General features: G+C 62.9%; 14 protein-coding genes. 11 read left to right on the forward strand and 3 right to left on the reverse strand.

Annotated elements, in window-relative coordinates:
- Positions 1-19 precede the first annotated feature (19 nt).
- Complete coding sequence (locus MOQ67_RS06975; RefSeq protein WP_448675901.1) at positions 20-5,671, reverse strand: dermonecrotic toxin domain-containing protein; 5,652 nt, start codon at positions 5,669-5,671, stop codon at positions 20-22.
- A gap of 207 nt (positions 5,672-5,878) precedes the next feature.
- On the opposite strand from MOQ67_RS06975, the gene MOQ67_RS06980 reads away from it, so the two are divergent.
- From MOQ67_RS06980 to MOQ67_RS07000, 5 genes are all read left to right on the forward strand, one after another.
- Positions 5,879-6,898: an alpha/beta fold hydrolase gene (locus MOQ67_RS06980; protein WP_046485800.1), complete on the forward strand. Its 1,020-nt coding sequence runs from the start codon at positions 5,879-5,881 to the stop codon at positions 6,896-6,898.
- 55 nt (positions 6,899-6,953) lie between these two features.
- The gene (locus MOQ67_RS06985) at positions 6,954-7,607 is read left to right on the forward strand and encodes a DsbA family oxidoreductase (RefSeq protein ID WP_324744439.1); all 654 of its coding nucleotides are present in this window, start codon (positions 6,954-6,956) and stop codon (positions 7,605-7,607) included.
- 123 nt (positions 7,608-7,730) lie between these two features.
- On the forward strand, positions 7,731-8,651 hold the full coding sequence (locus tag MOQ67_RS06990; protein WP_275958874.1) for an arginase: 921 nt from the start codon (positions 7,731-7,733) through the stop codon (positions 8,649-8,651).
- Positions 8,648-9,028, forward strand: a complete 381-nt coding sequence (locus MOQ67_RS06995; protein WP_017844596.1) for a transporter — start codon at positions 8,648-8,650, stop codon at positions 9,026-9,028. The genes MOQ67_RS06990 and MOQ67_RS06995 overlap by 4 nt, the downstream gene beginning before the upstream one ends.
- The gene (locus MOQ67_RS07000; protein ID WP_448124682.1) at positions 9,025-9,429 is read left to right on the forward strand and encodes a transporter; all 405 of its coding nucleotides are present in this window, start codon (positions 9,025-9,027) and stop codon (positions 9,427-9,429) included. Before MOQ67_RS06995 ends, MOQ67_RS07000 begins: the two co-directional genes overlap by 4 nt.
- Before the next feature lie 132 nt (positions 9,430-9,561).
- Here MOQ67_RS07000 and MOQ67_RS07005 read toward each other — a convergent pair whose 3' ends face one another.
- The gene (locus MOQ67_RS07005; protein ID WP_046485797.1) at positions 9,562-10,332 is read right to left on the reverse strand and encodes a MipA/OmpV family protein; all 771 of its coding nucleotides are present in this window, start codon (positions 10,330-10,332) and stop codon (positions 9,562-9,564) included.
- A gap of 229 nt (positions 10,333-10,561) precedes the next feature.
- Here MOQ67_RS07005 and MOQ67_RS07010 point away from each other — a divergent pair, with 229 nt between their 5' ends.
- The 6 genes from MOQ67_RS07010 (at position 10,562) to MOQ67_RS07035 (ending at position 17,929) form a co-directional block, all read left to right on the forward strand.
- Positions 10,562-11,275: an MtnX-like HAD-IB family phosphatase gene (locus MOQ67_RS07010; RefSeq protein ID WP_017844599.1), complete on the forward strand. Its 714-nt coding sequence runs from the start codon at positions 10,562-10,564 to the stop codon at positions 11,273-11,275.
- Positions 11,268-12,662, forward strand: a complete 1,395-nt coding sequence (locus MOQ67_RS07015; protein WP_017844600.1) for an aspartate aminotransferase family protein — start codon at positions 11,268-11,270, stop codon at positions 12,660-12,662. Before MOQ67_RS07010 ends, MOQ67_RS07015 begins: the two co-directional genes overlap by 8 nt.
- Positions 12,659-13,570, forward strand: a complete 912-nt coding sequence (locus MOQ67_RS07020; protein ID WP_169884200.1) for an alpha/beta hydrolase — start codon at positions 12,659-12,661, stop codon at positions 13,568-13,570. The genes MOQ67_RS07015 and MOQ67_RS07020 overlap by 4 nt, the downstream gene beginning before the upstream one ends.
- A 78-nt stretch (positions 13,571-13,648) precedes the next feature.
- Complete coding sequence (locus MOQ67_RS07025) at positions 13,649-14,773, forward strand: GNAT family N-acetyltransferase (RefSeq protein ID WP_198865130.1); 1,125 nt, start codon at positions 13,649-13,651, stop codon at positions 14,771-14,773.
- Entirely contained in the window at positions 14,773-16,542 is a 1,770-nt protein-coding gene (locus MOQ67_RS07030) for an ATP-binding protein (RefSeq protein WP_448675902.1), read from the forward strand. Before MOQ67_RS07025 ends, MOQ67_RS07030 begins: the two co-directional genes overlap by 1 nt.
- Entirely contained in the window at positions 16,532-17,929 is a 1,398-nt protein-coding gene (locus MOQ67_RS07035; RefSeq protein WP_046485790.1) for a sigma-54-dependent transcriptional regulator, read from the forward strand. Before MOQ67_RS07030 ends, MOQ67_RS07035 begins: the two co-directional genes overlap by 11 nt.
- Before the next feature lie 130 nt (positions 17,930-18,059).
- On the opposite strand, the gene MOQ67_RS07040 is transcribed toward MOQ67_RS07035, so the two are convergent.
- Positions 18,060-18,389, reverse strand: a complete 330-nt coding sequence (locus MOQ67_RS07040; protein ID WP_198717945.1) for a GlpM family protein — start codon at positions 18,387-18,389, stop codon at positions 18,060-18,062.
- Positions 18,390-18,406 lie beyond the last annotated feature (17 nt).

Consider the following 18,406-nt stretch of genomic DNA (forward strand, 5'->3'; position numbering starts at 1 on the left):
CAGCCGCAGGCCGGCGCGGTTATTGGGCAACCCATAGCGGCCGGATATGCGGCAATGCAGCGGACTGCCTGCCGATGTCCGAAAACGGCAGCGACGGGTCGTCGGCATGGGTCAAGTAACGATGCTCCGGCAGTTTCAGGTGGGCCTTTTCGAACTCGTCGAAGATCGCGGTGCGGCGGTTGTAATGAAAGTGCGCGTACCACAACGGGCGCGGCGGGGTGGCGGTCAGGTCCCAGACTTCATATTCCTGCATGAAGTCGCGATGCCCGTTGGCACGCCTCGCCAGTTCGCTCATCGACGCGGTGCGACGCACCTCGACCACGTGATGCCTGACCAGGTCATCGAGCATGCCGTCGGTGGGTTTGCGGCTGGCCAACGATTGTCGGGTGCGCAAGGCGCGGCCGGCGGCGGTCAGTTCGCTGGCGGTCGTGCGCAATGGCTGGAGGCTCGGCTCCTCGGGGTCAAGGCGCGCGATGCGGTTTGCGCGCAAGGTGAGTTCGGCGGCTTCGCTGACCAGCATGTGTTCAAGGTCCACCGGCAACATGCCCTGGCGGGCATAGGCGTCGACTTTGGCCTGGTACGCCGGTACGGCGCGCAGGCGGTTCTGGGCTTCGCTCACCATCACCGACTTCACGTTCGCCTCCGCCGGGAACTCCACGGGCGGCGCCGGTTGGCGCTGGGCCCGACCGTCCGGGCGTTGCTCCCAGGTCTCGGTGTGGCCGCTGAGGTTGTCGATGGTGTAGCGCGTGGTGTTGGTGCGAGGGTCGGTGCTTTTTATGCCGATCAGCAGCCGGTTGTCTTCGCTTTCAAACACCGTCCCTTGGGGGGCATCGGGCTGCGGGCGCCGCAGGCGAGGTGTTGTGCCGATACGGTGGCGGGCCAGTTGAATCATGCGCTCGAGGTTGTTCAGCAAGGCGTCCAGGTTATCCAGGTCAAAATGTTGCGGGTAGCCTGCGCTCAAGGTTTTAACGCTGAGGCTGAACCGCGCGTAGGCATCGATACATTCATTGAGGATCCGCGTGCGCTGGCTGACGGTGGTGGGCGTCTTGGTCAGTGCGAAATGCGTGTTCAGGGCCAGGTGAGCGTCGAGATAGACGCGATTGACCTCACTTTGCAAATACAACCAGGAAGGATCGCTGACGTGATCGTAGCGGTTGAACGTATCGATGCTGTGGACGGTGCGCAGGTGCGTGCGAAACCCTTCATCGTAGAACTCGTTCCAGCGCGCCGCGTCATCGCGAGCCTCGCCCACCAGCGTGCGCGTATTTTGCAGGTCCGCGTCGATCTGTTGCGCGGTCCTGCGCGTGCTTCTGCCTTGGAGGCGCAGATCGGCCTCCAGCGCTGCCAGGTTGATCTGGCTGCTCCATTCGTTCATGACCAGGAAGATGCGGTCGATCCGGTCGAGTTCCTGCACGATTTTCTGGCTGAGACCTTTGCGGGTTTGCAGAAACTGCAGAATGGCGGCGGGGCGTGCGGGCGGCACCTGGATATCAGCGAATTGCCCGGTCAATTCCTGCAGCGCGGCCGCGGCGACTTTCAGGCGCTCCACGGCTCTGCTGGTGACAATCAAGGCAGCGCGGCTTTGCAAGCCTTGGAGGGCCAGGTGCTCTCTGTTGGGGGGGAAGGCGATCACGTCCTGAATGGCGTTGGCCTGCTGAATCGCCAGCTCGATGTCCTGGGTGTAGGCCTGATCAAGGGTTGGCTGCAATGTCTTGCGGGTGACGAAGTCGCTTTGGTTGGACAGGTGTTGCAGGTTGCTGGTCGCGGCCAGTTGAGCGTCGAGCCGGCTGCTCAACGTATTGAGCGCATTGCTGAGCGCCAGTTGGCGGCGCAGGACATGATCGGTCCACCAGATCGGCAGCCGTTGTCGAATCGCCATCGGCCAGAGCGGCTCGAGGGTGTCCGCCAGGTGCCCGAGCACACCGCCGCCGCCCGCCAGGCCCGCCGGTTGCGCGGTGCCGTAGACGCCGAAGTGGGTGTCCCATTGGCCGGCGTCATCCAGGGCAATCGGTTGTTTGTAGGTTTTCAGCGCGTTGCCGCTCAAGCGCCAATGGCCGTTCTGCAGTTCGACCTGATAGACGTTGCCCTGCCGCACGATGAAGTGGCCGTCGGCATGGCGGTAGATGTTGCGATAAATACCGTGGCTCGCCGGGGTCAGATGGGCCAGGGCGATCTCCTTGTCGTACTCATACCCGCTGAAGCGCTCGGCGATGCGGCGCGCGTTGCGGCTCATGGGCGGTTGCAGGTAACGGCCGCCCTTGAAGGCATTGCGCAACTGGCGCCCAAGCGTGCGCGTGCGCGCTGCGTTGGGCGTGATCAGCACCCCGCCGGCCACATCCACGCCGGCGTCGATCATTGATTGCAGGACCTGGGTGATGTCGTGCATGCCTTGGGCATGATCGCCGCGTCGAAATGCATCTACCGCGTCATTGGCGCTGACCCAGCCGTCGTAAAGGCCGATCACCGTACCCACCACGGGGACTACGCCGAGCGCCATCTTGATATAGCTGAAGGCCTGCACGCCTTTGATGGCATAGCGTTCCAGGTACAGGTCGCTGTTGGAACGGGAACTGGCGCGGTGGGCCTCCTTGACGCGGCCCATTTGCGCGTTGAGCAAATGGCCGGCCAGCGACGTGGTGACGGGCCAGGGGCGGCCGACGCCGATCAGCGCGTCGAAATGCCGGAGCAGCACTTGATTGATCCGGCTGACGTGGTTGGCCACGTTGCCCAGCAAGGCGCGGCCGGCCAGGTAATTGACCATCGTGCTGCTCAGGCACAGGCGGTACAGCGCCAGCCGCGCGGCTTCAAGGTTGGCGTAGCTGCGCAGGTAGTGGCCGTCCGGGCTCTCGGGCAGATAGAGCAGGGTGAGCCCGGAGTTTTTCTGACGGATGAAGGTGACGCCGGACAACGTGCTTGAACCGTCCTGGGTGTCTGGCCCGCCGACACTGAGGTGGGCGGGGAGCAACTCAATGTCATTGCCATCGGCGCGCCAGGCTTCGGCCGTGCTGGCATTCACGGCGATGTTGAAGGTGTTCAGTTCGGTGGCCGTGATGTGCTTTTGCAGGAACGCCAGGCGCCCCTGGAGCGTAAGCATCAGGCGCTGAGGTTCGAGCAGGCATTCGAGGCGATAGTCACGGCTGAAGTCCGTTTCGCGATCCGAGCCTTGGTAAGCCTCGACGATCAGGTCTTCATACGCTTGGGCCAGGTCCAGTTCCGGCACCAGCTTGCGCAGGTAGTTGGCGCTGAGCCCGGCGGTGAGTGCCTGGCCTTCCGTGGCGTCCTGGCTGCTGACCTCGATCTTCATGAACGTCAAGCGCTCGGCGATCGGCGTATCGATGTTGCTCAGCGCCAGCTCATCCAGGCTCATTTTGACCCGGGTGGCGCTGGGGACCTGCACCGTCTTGGTCGGAGTGCCGGGCGCGCCGGGGGCCCCGACGAAATGCTGTTGATGCGTGACCGATTCGGGAACGTCGAGCTGAACGCTGAACGGTTGTTTGAGCGAGAAGTCCCGGGACAGCCTTGCGTGCAGGCGTTTTGTGCAAAAACTGCTGATCAGCGGCAGCTTCAGGTTCAATACCTCATCGGCGCGTTGCAACGCCACGATGTAGCGCTCCAGCAGGGCCTTGAGTTCGGCCCTGTCGGCCGCTGAAACCTGGCCGAGCCAGACCGGCAGTTGCGCCGCCAGTGCGCCGCTCTGCTGCTGCTCCAGAAGCTGCGCATAGGCCAGTTCGCGCGCGGTGTTGGTCGATACGCCCAGTTCCTGGATCGCTTGCACGCGCATGGGTTGCAGCTCCCGGGCTTGGCGCTCGGTGTCGTCCGGGGCGCGGCGAAGCATCGCTTCGATCTGGGCGACCCAGTCGTCGAGTTGCACGGTGAGGCTGTACTCGAACGGGGTCTGATTGAGCAGGGCCAGTTCCAGCGACGACGCGTCCGAGGGCGTTACGCCGAGCCACTGTTCAAGCGCCTGGCGCGAAGCGAAGTGCTGCAACCCGCCCTGGCTGCCCGGCCAGTACAACAACAGGTCCTGAGGCGTTGACGCATCGAGCAGCGCCGCTTCCAGGGTGATCAGCAGCACGCCGTCCAGTTCTTTGCGCTGGGTGTTGATTGCGTCGTTGCTGCGCTCGCTGATCGACAGCGTCAAGGTCGCCACCGACACTTTGAGTTCGGGGTCTGGCGCGTTGAGCGGGTCAAGCGCGGCCAGGAGCATGGCGTACCCGGCCGGGCTGATCTGGTTGAGTTGGCGCTGCAGGCTGGCTTCGGCAAGCAGCCCGTTCAGCCGTGCCTGGAGCAAGCGGTGATAGTCGGGGTTGGCCTGTTGGGACAGCTCCAATAGCCGGTTCTGGGGTTGATTCCACAGCGCGCTGGCCGCTTCGTGGGCTTGCTGTTGCGCCTCGTGCAAGCGGTTGAGTTGGCTGCGCAACGTGGCCTGTTGCTCATCGCTCGGCGGCGGCAATATGGCAGGCGCCTGCACGGTACCGAAGAGCGGCTGTTGTTGCCGCGACAGCGCGTGGCGGCGCTGCGCCAGGGGCAGGTCGGCGGTCAGTCCGGCGAAGACTATGGGCGCGCTGTCGAGGGGCGCGTCGTCCTCGGCGGGAGCGAGCGCGGATGCCGGCGGCAAGGCGAAAACCCCCTGGCTGCGCTGTTGCCGGTCCACCTGATCGGCTGCTTCCAGCGCTCTGTGTCCATGTTCGGCGAGGTCCCGGCCGTGGGGGTATTTCAGGCTGGCCTGCTTTTCTTTGAGGCGATGTTCCAACAGGTGCGTCACGCCGGCTTGCAAGGGCTCGTCGACCTCGCGGTAGTCGATCAGGTTGTCTCGCGTGATGGCCGTCACGCCGGGGAACAGCGTGGGGTGATCGAGCAACCACTGCTCCATGCCGACGCGGCTGTTGAACAGGTTCAGCGCCGGTTCTTCAGAGGGCAGGTACAACAGCTGGAGGACGACCTCGGCATCCAGGGTAATGACCAGCGCACCGGGTATCTCGGCATCGGCCAACCCGGTGCGTTTGAGCAGCAGTTGCTCGGCGTAGATCTTCTGACCGTCGAGCTGCAACGCGCCGCTTGGCGGGTCGAGGACCGTGAGCAGCGGTTTCAATTGATCGGCCGTGATCGCCCCCGAGGCGCAGGCCAACTGCGCGGCGGCTTGGAGATGGCTGCTGTACTGCGCAACCGCGTGATCGCGACGCGAGACCGCAGTGCCAGGCGCGCGCGTGAACCACCAGTAGCGGACCCACGCGGTTCGCAGGGCCTGTTCCACGTTGAGCTGGGTAAAGGGTTTAACCAGCTCGAACGGCTGCGCTGCGTACTGGGTTTTGCCTTCCGGCAGGCCGATCACCCGGCAATGTTGGTAAAGCGCGGCGTAGGCGGGAAATTGATGAACGAAGGCACTGGCCTGGGTCAGTGTGATGGAGCGCGCCGGTCTTTCATCGGACGCGGCAAAGTGCAACTGCACGCTGTCGCCGTCCAGGTCCAGTTGCTCGTTGATGAACGCGTTGAGCGAGGCGTGGACACTGGGCGCATCGGTGCTGAGTCGGAGCATCTGTTCGCGGCTGGCGTGCCAGCGGGCCGTGGCTTCCAGCAGCAGGCTTTCGTTCACGGGGCGAACCTGCGCGTGGGAAAACGGCGGGAAATCGCGCACGGCAAGGGGGGAGAGCGGGTTGGATGTATCGGTCATGTGACGGCACTCGAAAAATAGGGGCAGAACGGTGCTTTACCGGTCGGAGCCCTATTTAAAGGTGGAGAACGAGGCGCGCAGGGATAGATAGTTAGTGAGCCGACCGTTGAGCGACATTCATTAAACTGTCACGCAACTGTGGCAGCGCGCTTGAACAAACTTCATCAGACTCGCGCTCTACTGGGGTTCTGTGTTTCGGTGTTTTTCATGCGCGTGTTGCTGTTACTGGCCGCTCTACTGTTCGGCCTGCCGTCTTTTGCGGCGTCTCGATGTGATGTCAATGTCCCGACCCAAACGGTCGATCTGGCTCAGGTGAGCATCGCCTACCAAAGCATCGGCCGTGCGTCCGATCCGGCCTTGTTGCTGGTGATGGGCCTGGGCGGGCAACTGATCCACTGGCCTGACGAGGTTGTCGTCGCCCTGTGCCAGCAAGGTTTCCGGGTGATCCGCTACGACAATCGCGATGTCGGCCTGTCCACCTGGCGCCAGGCTCCGGCCAGCGCCAACCTGACGTTTGAAGTGTTGCGCTACAAGCTCGGCCTGCCCGTGGCGGCGCCATACACGCTGACCGACATGGCCGATGACGCCCTGGGTTTGATGGATGCGTTGCAGGTCCAGCAATTCCACGTGCTCGGGGCGAGCATGGGCGGCATGATTGCCCAGCACCTGGCCGCGATGGCGCCGCAGCGGGTGGAAAGCCTGACGCTGATCATGACCAGCTCCGGCGCCGAAGGCCTGCCGGCGCCGAATGCGGCGCTGGTGCAATTGTTGTCGCGGCGCAGCGCACCCAATCGCGCAGTGGCCCTGGAGCAACAGGCCGATTTGCTGGCCGCGCTGGGCAGCCCGTATGTCAAGGATGACCGCCAGGTGTTGCTGCATCAGGCCGCGCTGTCCTACGACCGCGCCTTCAACCCCGAGGGCGTGAAACGCCAGATCATGGCGATCCTCGCCGAACCGAGCCGCGTGCCGTTGCTCAACCAATTGCGCGTGCCGACCCTGGTGGTGCATGGCACCGCCGACCCGTTGTTGCCGGTAATGCACGGCGTACACCTGGCCGCGCATATCCAGGGGAGCCAGTTGAAGCTGATTCCGGGCCTGGCCCATCGTTTCCAGGAAGCGTTCAAGGCGCCGTTGCTGGCGGCGGTGCTGCCGTACCTGCAAGCCCATCGCGAAGACGCCGTCCATTGGGCGCAGATCGAGCCGCCGGTCTCGGCGAAGGTGTTGTGACATTGGTGTATCGTGCAGCTTTTGCGGCGCATTAATGCCAGCGAGGTTGCCTACCATGAGTACTGCCCTGAAAATCGATTTCGTCAGCGATGTGTCCTGCCCCTGGTGCGTCATCGGCCTGCGCGGCCTGACCGAAGCCCTCGACCAACTCGGCAGCGAGGTGCAGGCCGAGATCCACTTCCAGCCGTTCGAACTGAACCCTGGCATGCCCGCCGAGGGCCAGAACATCGTCGAGCACATCACCGAGAAATACGGCTCCAGCGCCGAAGAGTCCCAGGCCACCCGTGCGCGCATCCGCGACATGGGCGCCGAGTTGGGCTTTGCGTTCCGCACCGACGGCCAGAGCCGCATCTACAACACCTTCGATGCCCATCGTCTGCTGCATTGGGCCGGGTTGGAGGGCTTGCAGTACAACCTCAAGGAAGCGCTGTTCAAAGCCTATTTCAGCGATGGCCAGGACCCGTCCGATCACGCGACGCTGCTGCGTATCGCCGAGAGCGTCGGCCTGGACCCGCAACGCGCCGCGGCGATTCTCGCCAGCGATGAATACGTCGCCGAGGTGCGCGAGCAGGAACAACTGTGGGTGTCCCGTGGCGTGACGTCGGTGCCGACCATCGTGTTCAACGGGCAGTACGCGGTCAGCGGTGGCCAGCCGGTCGAAACGTTTGTCGGGGCGATTCGCCAGATCATCCGCGAATCCCGATCCTGACGCTGGTCCCATGTGGGAGGGGCTCATTGTCCTCAAGAGAGTCCCTGGCCCGTCCCTTGCATTGACCCCCTAAAGCCCATCCGCAATCCGGTTGGGCGCTGCCATTGGGGGTGAAACATTACCTTGAATATTCTTGACCTCGACCACAGCCTTACGGGCCAGGCGCCGATTGCCCGGCGTTTGGCCAGTGGTCATGCCACCCGTCTCGACTTGCTGGACCTGGGCCCGAAACTGCGTCTGTGGTCCACCGAAAAAACCTGGAAGCGCTTCACCGAACGCCTGGCGGCACGGCCCCGGCCCACGGACGCGCGGCCGGAAATCCTGTTTGTCGGCTCCGGCGACTATCACCACCTGACGCCGGCATTTCTGGCCGACCTGAAAGAACCCATCAGCCTGATCCACTTCGACAACCACCCCGACTGGGTCCGCTTTGCGCCCAAGCGCCACTGCGGGTCATGGGTCAACCGCGCGCTGAAGATGCCGGCGATCAAGCGCATCGTCACCCTCGGCCCGTGCAGCGATGACCTGCATAACCCGCAGCTGCGCGGCGGCAACCTCGGCGCCCTCACGCGCGGGCAATTGCAGCTGTTTCCATGGCAGCACCCGCCGTCGAAAGTCTGGGGGCGGGTCGGTGATGGCGCCGGCCACCAGCAGCAGGAAAACTACCTGTACTGGCGCAACCTGGCGGAGCTGGACTGGGGCGCATTCCTTGAGCAAATGATCAGCAGCCTGCCCACCGAAGCCATCTGGATCACCATCGACAAAGACGTACTGGCCAGCGAAGACGCGGCCACCAACTGGGACCAGGGCGGCATGCGCCTGAGCCATCTGCTCCAGGCCCTGCGGGCCCTGGCGGCGCGCAAACGGATCATCGGCATCGACGTGTGCGGCGAGTTCGCCAAGCCCGTGTTCAGTAACGCCTTCAAGCGTTGGGAGGCCAAGTCCGACCAGCCGCCGGCCGAGCGCTGGAGCGCCGAGGACCTGCAGCGCAATGCCGCGACCAACGAAGCCCTGATCAACCTGTTTGAGGAGCTGTTCCCGTGACTTTGACCGTGGTGTTGCTGGTGGCCTTTTCCATCGTGCTCGATGTGGTCGGCCAGTTGTTTTTCAAGATGGGCCTGGACCGTTTGCCGGAGTTGGAGGGCGGCTTTCGCCTGAACGCGTTCTGGGGCCAAGTGTTCAATGCGCCGTTGTTGTGGGCGGGGCTCGGGGCCTACGCCATCGAGTTTTTCGTCTGGCTTGAAGCCTTGTCCCGCGCGCCGTTGAGCCTGTTGTTTCCGGCGGCGGCGCTGGCTTACTGCGGGGTGGTGCTGGCGGGCAAGCTGGTGCTGGGGGAAACCGTCAGCCGCCGGCGCTGGATGGGCACGCTGGTGATTACTTTTGGCGTGATGTTAGTCGCGATTGCAGGGGGTCAGGCATGAGTACGCAAAATATCGATCAGGGCTGGTTGCACGAACGCCTCGGCACCGTGGTGCTGTGGGCGTTGCTGATTTGCACCGAGAGCGCCGGGCAGCTGTTTACCAAGGTCGCCGGGGACCAACTGGGGCAGATGGATTTCAACTGGCAGTGGTTGTCCGAAGTGGCGCGCAACCCAGGGATTCTGGCGGCGATCGCCAGTTACATCGGCGCGTTTTTCGTGTGGATGCTGATCCTGCGGCGCAGCAGCCTGTCGCTGGCGTTTCCGCTGAGTTCGCTGGTGTTTGTGGTGGTGTTGCTCGGTTCGTGGCTGGGGCTGGGGGAACATATCAGCCTGCTGCACTGGGTGGGCGTCGCGGTGATTATCGGCGGAATCGCGTTGCTCGCCGAAGGCGAAGAAAGCTGAAAGTATCGCGATGAAATACTGGCTCCATGTGGGAGGGGGCTTGCCCCCGATAGCGGTAGATCAGTCCCGTATGTATTGGCTGACCCTGCGCTATCGGGGGCAAGCCCCCTCCCACATTTTTATCGATGTGCATCAGTCGAACTTGTAGCTGATCGCCGTCTGCACCTGGCTCTGGTTCACTTCGCCGGCCTGCTTGACGATGCTGCTGTTCGCCGCCGAACCCACCAGGCGGACCCAGCTGGCACTGGTCAACAGCGACCATTTCGTCGCCAGGGGAAACTCGAAGCTCTGGGTGAACGTCACGTTCTGGAAGCCGCCGCTGGCGTTGTAGGGACGGAAACCCGAGGCGGCGGCTTCGCTATCGCTTACGCCGAAAAACGTGTTGGTCTGGCGTCGGTCGGCAAAATGCGCCATCAGGTCGCTGCTGCCGATGATCCCGCCGACCAGCGGATAGCCCAGCTCGCCGCCGACCTTGCCGAGCACGCCGCCCTGACCCTGGGCGCCGCCCACGGCGCGACCCAGTTGGGCGTAGACGCGCCAGAAGTCGGCCGGCGCGTATTCCACGAACCCACCGACTTCGGCCATGCTCGACACTTCGCGCAACCCCGACAAGGCGCCGTTGGACGTGCGGCGCGACAGGTAGTTGATGTACGGGCCGGCGCTGAAACCGTTGGTGTTCAGGGCGCTCCAGGACAGGCCGTCATCGGTGCTCAGGCTCACGTCGCCCCAGTCCAGGTCGAGGTATGGAACGGCCGCGGTTTCATAGCGGGTGCCGGTGGGTTCCTTGGGCTGGTAGCTGATACCCGCGCCTGCTTCACCGGTGATGCCTTCGGCCTGCGCGGCTTGTGAAACGCTCCACAGCCCCAGTAACCCGGCGAATACAGCGGAGGTGATCCTGAACATGGTCACTGTTCCTTGATTGAATATGCGCGCATGAACGCGCAAAGCGCAGCCTTGGCGCAAGCACTCATCTTGTTTGTAGCAAGCTACAAAAATTGTAGCTCCTTCGACACAAAACCGTCTGACATCCGCGCAAACCCCCAGCGCCATTGGGTGCTGGCCAGTTGGCACAGTCCCTGCTCTATACCTTCTGCAAGCGCACAGAGCGCGCTCCTCCTCAAGGTAAACGCAGATGATCCACTGGCATATCGTGTGTGACTTCGACGGGACCATTACCCCCACCGATGTCATCGACAACGTCCTCCAACGCTTCGCCGGCCCCGAGTGGGAAACCATCGAGCAGGAATGGTTGGATGGGCATATCGGTTCCCGCGAATGCCTGAGCCGCCAACTCGCGCTGATCAAGGCCACCCCAAGTGAGCTGCTGGCGTATTTCGACAGCGTCGAGATCGACCCGGACTTCCCCGATTTCGTCGATCACGTCATCGGCCTGGGGGCCTCCATTGAAGTGGTCAGCGACGGCATCGAGCAAGGCATCGCGCGGATCCTGTCGCGCAACTACGTGAGCTTGCTGCCGATCCTCGCCAACCGCCTGCGCCAGGTCGACCAGAACAGCTGGCGCATCGACTTCCCGTATGCCAGCGATGCCTGTCGTGCCGCTTCCGGCAACTGCAAGTGCAAATCCACCCCGCGCAACAAGCGCGTGCTGGTGATCGGTGACGGCAAGTCCGACATGTGCGTGGCCTCCACTGCCGACTTCGTTTTCGCCAAGGGCAGCCTTGCCCGGTACTGCGAGGCCAACAACATTCCCCATGCGCGCTTCGACACCTTCGCCGAAGTGAGCGCATTGCTGGCCAAGCTGCCACAGGGCATCGCCGCCAACGCCACGACCTTTGCCCCTACTGACCTCTCTATTGAAAATCAGGAACTCTTCCACCATGTCTGATATCCGCATCGCGAGCGCCGAAGACCAGATTCTTCTGGATAAAGAAGCCAAATACTGCTCTTACGGCGACACCGTTCACTACATCGAGCCACCGCGCATTTTCAGCCGTTGCGAAGGCTCCTACGTGTGGGACACCGAAGATCAGGCCTACCTCGACCTGCAAATGTGGTACTCGGCGGTCAACTTCGGCTATGCCAACCCGCGCTTGAACAATGCGCTGAAACAGCAGATCGACACCCTGCCGCAAATCGCCAGCCAGTACCTGCACAAAGGCAAGATCGAGCTGTCGGAAATGATCGCGGTCGACGCCAAGAAGAAGTTCGGCCTCGACGGTCGCGTCCACTTCAACGTCGGCGGTTCGCAGTCCATCGAAGACTCCCTGAAAGTGGTGCGTAACGCTACCAACGGCAAGAGCCTGATGTTCGCCTTCGAAGGCGGCTACCACGGCCGCACCCTCGGCGCGTCGTCGATCACCTCCAGCTACCGCTACCGTCGTCGCTACGGCCACTTCGGCGAGCGTGCGCAGTTCATCCCGTTCCCGTACCACTTCCGCGGCCCTAAAGGCATGACCAAGGAAGAATACGGCAGCCACTGCGTGCAGCAATTCGCCCGCCTGTTCGAGACCGAATACAACGGCGTGTGGGACCCGAAAGTCGGCCAGAGTGAATACGCCGCGTTCTACGTCGAGCCGATCCAGGGCACCGGCGGCTACGTGATCCCGCCGATGAACTTCTACCGCGAGCTCAAGCAGGTGCTGGACCAGCACGGCATCCTGATGGTGTCCGACGAAATCCAGATGGGCTTCTACCGCACCGGCAAGCTGTGGTCGATCGAACACTTCGACGTACAACCCGACGTGATCGTGTTCGGCAAGGCGCTGACCAACGGCCTCAACCCGCTGGGCGGCATCTGGGCCCGTGAAGAACTGATCAACCCGAAGATCTTCCCGCCAGGTTCGACCCACTCCACCTTCGCCTCCAACCCGTTGGGCACGGCGGTAGGCCTGGAAATGTTCAAGATGACCAACGAAGTCGACTACGGCGCGATGGTCATGGCCAAGGGCAAGTTCTTCCTGGAAGGCTTGCAGGACCTGCAGAAACGCTTCCCGATCATCGGCGACGTCGACGGCCTGGGCCTGGCCCTGCGCTGCGAAATCTGCGGCCCGGATGGTTTCACGCCGGACAAGGCGACCCTGGACTACATGGTCGAAGAAGGCATGAAAGGCGACATGGTGGTGGACGGACGCAAACTCGGCCTGATCCTCGACGTGGGCGGCTACTACAAGAACGTGATCACCCTGGCACCGTCCCTGGAAATCAGCTACCCGGAAATCGAACTGGGCCTGAAGCTGCTCGAGCAACTGCTGGTGCGAGCGACTAAACGGTGAGCAACGTCGGGATCGACCTCGGTGAGGGTGATGCCGGCTTCGTTCTCGGTGAAGGGCCGGTCGGCATCCTGTTGATCCACGGCCTGACAGGCACGCCGACGGAACTGCGCCAGGTCGCCAAGGGCCTGGCCAAGGTGGGTAATTGCACGGTGTACGTGCCCACCCTGGCCGGGCACTGCGGCGACAACAGCGACCTGCAGGCCACCGGCTGGTTGGACTGGTACGAAGGGTTGCGCCGAACCTTCGCCCAGGTCCGCCAGCGCCATGAACAGGTGTTTGTCGGCGGTCTGTCGATGGGCGCGGTGATGTCGATGTACCTGGCCTCGGAGCATCCGGGCCAGGTCGCCGGGCTGCTGATGTATTCGACCACCTTGAAGTACGACGGCTGGAGCATCAACAAGCTGGCGTTCCTTACGCCGTTGCTGATGAAAATTCCGTTCGGCGTGCATATCTGTCGCTTCGAAGAGAAGCCGCCCTACGGCATCAAGAACGAACGCCTGCGGGCGATCGTCGAGCGGCAGATGAAGGAAGGGGAGAGCAGCGAGGCTGGCCTGCTGACCATGGAGGGCATCACGGTGCGCGAGTTGCACCGGATGAACGCCGTGGTCAAGAAGCGCATGCCTCAGGTCAAGGTGCCGGCCCTGGTGCTGCATTCGATCGAGGATGACATCACCAGCCGCTGGAACGCCGATTACGTGGAACGTCACCTCGGCGGGCCTGTGACCAAGATCCTGCTGGACAACTGCTACCACATGATCACCGTCGACCTGCAATACCGCCGGGTGATCGAGTTGAGTGCGGAGTTTGTCGAGCTGCACACCGCTTCCGTGGACGCCGGTGCGTTGTGGCAAGGGCGCTTGCCCGCGTCAGGCAGCGAAGCGAGCCTGGAACCTGCCACCTCGTTCTAGTTGTAAGGAGCGCGTGTCATTGAGGGGGCTGCTGCGCAGTCCAGCGGGAGTACGCTCCCTCGCTACAAAGGATTCGATGTGATAACCACCCAAGCCTTCCCGACCATCCGGGCCATCCGGCGCAGTGCCTGGAACGACTGTTTTCCCGGCGCGCTGGAGGACTGGGACTACTACGTTGCCGTGGAAAACGCCGCGATCGACGATTTTCAATGGCGCTACCTGGCGGTATTTGAAGACGGCGCGCTGGTGGCCGTGGCGGCCGCGTTCATCACCCATTACCGCCTCGATACCACGGTGTCGGGCGTCGGCAAGCGCTTGACCTCGCGGCTGGAGCGGCTGTGGCCGGGTGTTTTGCAAGTGGGGCTGTACGCCATCGGTTCGCCGGTGGCCGAGCGTTGTGACGCCGGGTTTGCCAGTGGCGTGCCTGAGGTTCGGCGCGCGCTGTTACTCAAGCACCTGCTGCTGGCGGCGCGCCAGGACGCCGATGAGTTCAGCATCGGCCTGGTGGCGGTCAAGGATGCCCCGACGCAGGACCCGCACTGGGCCGACAGTTGCCGCGCGGCTGGCTTTCAAAGCATGCCGAGCTTGCCCACGGGCTTATTGCCGCTGCCTTACGGCTCGGTGGACGCTTACTTGGGCTCGCTGGGCAAATCCACGCGCAAGGACTTGCGGCGCAAACTGCGCGCGCCAGGCCCAAGGGTGGAGTGGCGGCGCAACATCGACGATGTGCTGCCCGAGGTCATGCGCCTGTACGAAGCCACGCTGACCCGTGCCGAGCTGCAGTTCGAACGCTTGCCCGCCAGTTATTTCACCGGCGTGCTCGAACGCCTTGAACAACGCGCGGTCTGTGTTCTTTACTGGGTCGACGAGCACTTGGTGGCGTTCAACCTGATGCTGGTGGACGAGCATCGGCTGGTCGACAAGTTCTTCGGGCACGACGTGGAGTTTACCCGTGACTACAACCTCTACTTCCGTAGTTGGTTGACCAATGTCGACTACTGTATCCAACACAATATTGCGTTGTATGAGTGTGGCCAGGCCGGATATGCCAGTAAGCTGCGGCTGGGGTGCGAGTTCCAGGGCAACAGCCTGTTCTTCCGCCACCGTAACCGGCTGGTCAACGGCCTGCTCAGACTCGTGAAAATGTTTCTTCGACCGGATCGTTCCGACCCTGCCATGGCTGCTGCGATAAGCGAAACCTGATGATCACCAAGACCCGCCAGAAAGCCCGCCCCTTTGCCATTTCGCGCTGGAGCGTCCAGCGCAAGTTGGTGCTGGCGTTCTGGCTGGTCAGTGTGATTCCGACCATGATCGCGGCCGAGCTGGCCGCCACCACGCTGTCGCAGATTTTCGACAGCAACGTGCGGATCTGGCTGCAGGAATCGACCAAGATCGTCAAGGACGAGATCGGCGACATCCTGCATGACAACGCGCGCATGGCGAAATTGTTCCTGCGCTACGCCAGCCCGCCCTCCAGCCGGGAGGCGGCCAAGCACGACAGGCTCGCCGCCGATATCGCCGAAGCCACGGACATCGACGTGGTGGCCCTGATTCGCAGCAGTGACCACCGGGTGGTGTTCAGCACCGCGCCCAATGACATCGTCAAGCAGATCAACCTGACCAGCAACGCCGCATTGCAGACCGTGCAAGTGGCGGGGGTGAATACCGGCATCGTGGTCTCGACTTTCGAGACCAGCCAGGACGGCGTTGACTACGTGCTGCTGGTGGCCACCTACCTGGACAGCAGTTTCCTCACCAGCGTAGCCGACGTACATTCCCTCGACCTGCGCCTGTACCTGGCCAACCCCGGCGGTTTCTCGGAAATTTTCTCGACCCAGCGCTTCATGGATCACCCCTCGCACATCCCGAAAGGCGTCGAAGCCGAGATGCGCAGCAGCAAGCAACCCAGCGAACAGTTCACCAACAAATACAGCGGTTTGTACTGGCCGATCTTCAACGATGCCGGCGAGCTGCAAGGCGTGATCTTCAGCGGCCTGCTGCGCCATACCAGCCTGGTCGGGCTGGTGAACCAGAGCAACCTGTTCGTGCTGATTTTCCTGCTCAGCTCGGCACTGTCCCTGGCGGCGGGGCTGCTGGTGTCGCGGCGCTTGACCCAACCGTTGCGCGATCTGTCCCAGGGCGTGAGCGCCGTGATCTCGGGCAATTATGCCCACCGTGTGGTGGTCAGCGGCGGCGATGAGCTGGCGCAATTGAGCAGCACCTTCAACCATATGACCGAACGGCTGGGGGAGTTGCATCACCTCGAAGCCCAACTGCGCCGGCGCGACCGCCTGCATGCCCTGGGTGAAGTCGCCATGGGCCTGGCCCACGAAATCCGTAACCCGCTGGGGATCATCAAGACCGCCACGCAACTGCTGCACCGTCGCGCCGACCTGCCGGAAGCCGACAAGCGCCACCTGGAATATGTGATCAGCGAAGTCAGCCGGATCAACGACCTGATCACCGAGTTTCTCGATTTCGCCAAACCCAACGCGCCGCTGCGCGTATTGCAACCGGCGCGCACGCTGGTGGAGGAGATCCTCGGCTTCTGCAGCCCGGAACTGGCCAGCCACAAAATCGATGCCCACATCGACGACCAGGCGCCCGGCGCGACCATCTATGCCGACGCCAAGCAGCTCAAACAGGCCTGCCTCAACCTGATTCTCAACGCTATCGATGCAATGCCCGAAGGTGGCCGCCTGACCCTGGGCATTCGTTCGATGGGCGACAACACGGTCATCAGCGTCGCCGACACCGGCCAGGGTATCCCGGCGGATATGATCGAGCGCATCTTCACCCCGTTCGTCACCACCAAGGCCTCCGGCACCGGCCTGGGCCTGGCCAAAGTCTATTCGATCATGGAAAGTCACGACGGCAGCATCGAATGCATCAGCGAGAATGATGCCGGCGCTACGTTCAGCCTGTACATTCCGGCAACCGGCGAAGACGACGAGGACAGTCATGACGCATAACATATTGGTGGTCGACGACGAGCCCAAGCTCTGTGACCTGTTGTCGTCGGCCCTCAGCCAGAATGGCATCCAGGTGTTCACGGCGGGTAACGGCCTGCACGCGCTCAAAGTGCTGGAGCAGGAAGACATCGACCTGGTGATCAGCGACTGGCGCATGCCAGGCATGGACGGTCCGGCGCTGCTGGCCGAGATCAAGGCGCGCTATTCCCAGGTGCCGGTGATCGTGATGACCGCCTACAGCACGGTGAAAAACGCCGTACAGTCGATGCGCAACGGTGCGTATGACTACATTGCCAAGCCGTTCGATATCGACGAGCTGGACATCACCGTGGCCAAGGCCCTGCAGTTTCGCGACATCATGCGCGACAACGCCCGCATGCGCGCCGAGCTGGACGAGCAGGCGCAGTTCGACAGCCTGGTGGGCGACAGCCCGGCGTTTCGCAAGGTGTTGCAGGCAGTGGATTCGGTGCGCGACAGCAGCGCAACGATCCTGCTGACCGGCGAAAGCGGCACCGGCAAGGAAATGGTCGCCCGCGCCATCCACAAGCACGGCAGCCGCGCCGACAAGCCGTTCGTCGCGGTCAATTGCGCGGCGATTCCCGAAGGGCTGCTGGAAAGCGAAATGTTCGGCCATCGCAAGGGCGCCTTCACCGGTGCCGTGGCCGACCGGGTCGGGCGTTTTATGCAGGCCGACAAAGGCACGCTGTTTCTCGACGAAGTGGGCGACATGCCGCTGGCGCTGCAGGCCAAGATTCTGCGCGCCTTGCAGGAGCGGGTGATCGAGCCGGTGGGCGACCCCCGCGAGCGCAAGGTGGACGTGCGCGTGATCGCCGCCACCAACAAGAACCTGTTGGAGGCGGTGGCCAACAAGGAGTTTCGCGAGGACTTGTATTACCGCCTCAACGTGTTCCCGATCCCGCTGCCGCCCTTGCGCGAGCGCGTGGAAGACATCGCGCCCCTGGCCCGGCACTTCGCCCAGACCTTGAGCGTCACCGCGGGTAAACGCATCACCGGTTTCAGCCCCGAGGCCTTGCAGGCCATGACGGCGTATCACTGGCCGGGCAATATCCGCGAGCTGCAGAATTGCGTGGAACGCGCGACGATCGTGGCGTCATCGCCGGTGATTGAAGATATCGACTTGCCGGGTTATCTGTTCGCGTCCAAGCCCAGCGAGGGCGGCGTGACGGCGATCCTCAGCGACGGACCGGGCATTCCCCAGGACCTGGATGCGGCGCTGGCGGAGGTGGAGAAAGCCTACATCCAGGCGGCATTGCACGAGAGCAATGGCGTACAGGCGGCCGCAGCGGCGAAGATCGGGATTTCCGAGCGCAGCTTCTGGTATCGCCTGAAGAAGCTGGGGATTCAGGTCGACAAAATAGTCCGCTGAGTTGCCTGGCACAGCACTGTTCTAAATGTGGGAGGGGGCTTGCCCCCGATAGCAGTGGGTCAGACAGCCTATGTGTCTCTGATCCACCGCCATCGGGGCAAGCCCCCTCCCACATTTGGATTGTGGTGTGTCAGGTCTGCAGGCGTACCCAGACGCTGACCAGAACAGTCGCTGCCATCAACCACGCTACCGCTGCTACGGCTAAAGAGGCTTCCAGGCGCAGGCGATCGACCAGCACGTAGAGCGTCGCCAAATACACAAAGTACGGAATGATCGACCACATCCCGAACAGGATGGTGGTCTTCAAATCGTCCACCGAACGGCCTTTGCCGACGATGTAATGGGCGATCAGCGCAAAGGTCGGGAACAGCGGCACCAACCCGGCGATGTAGTAATTCCGGGTCTTGGCCAACGCGGCCAGTATCAGCACCACCGCCGCGCCCAGGGCGGCCTTCAATATCAGATCCACGCGCGGTT

It is taken from the genome of Pseudomonas sp. LY-1 (assembly GCF_053502595.1).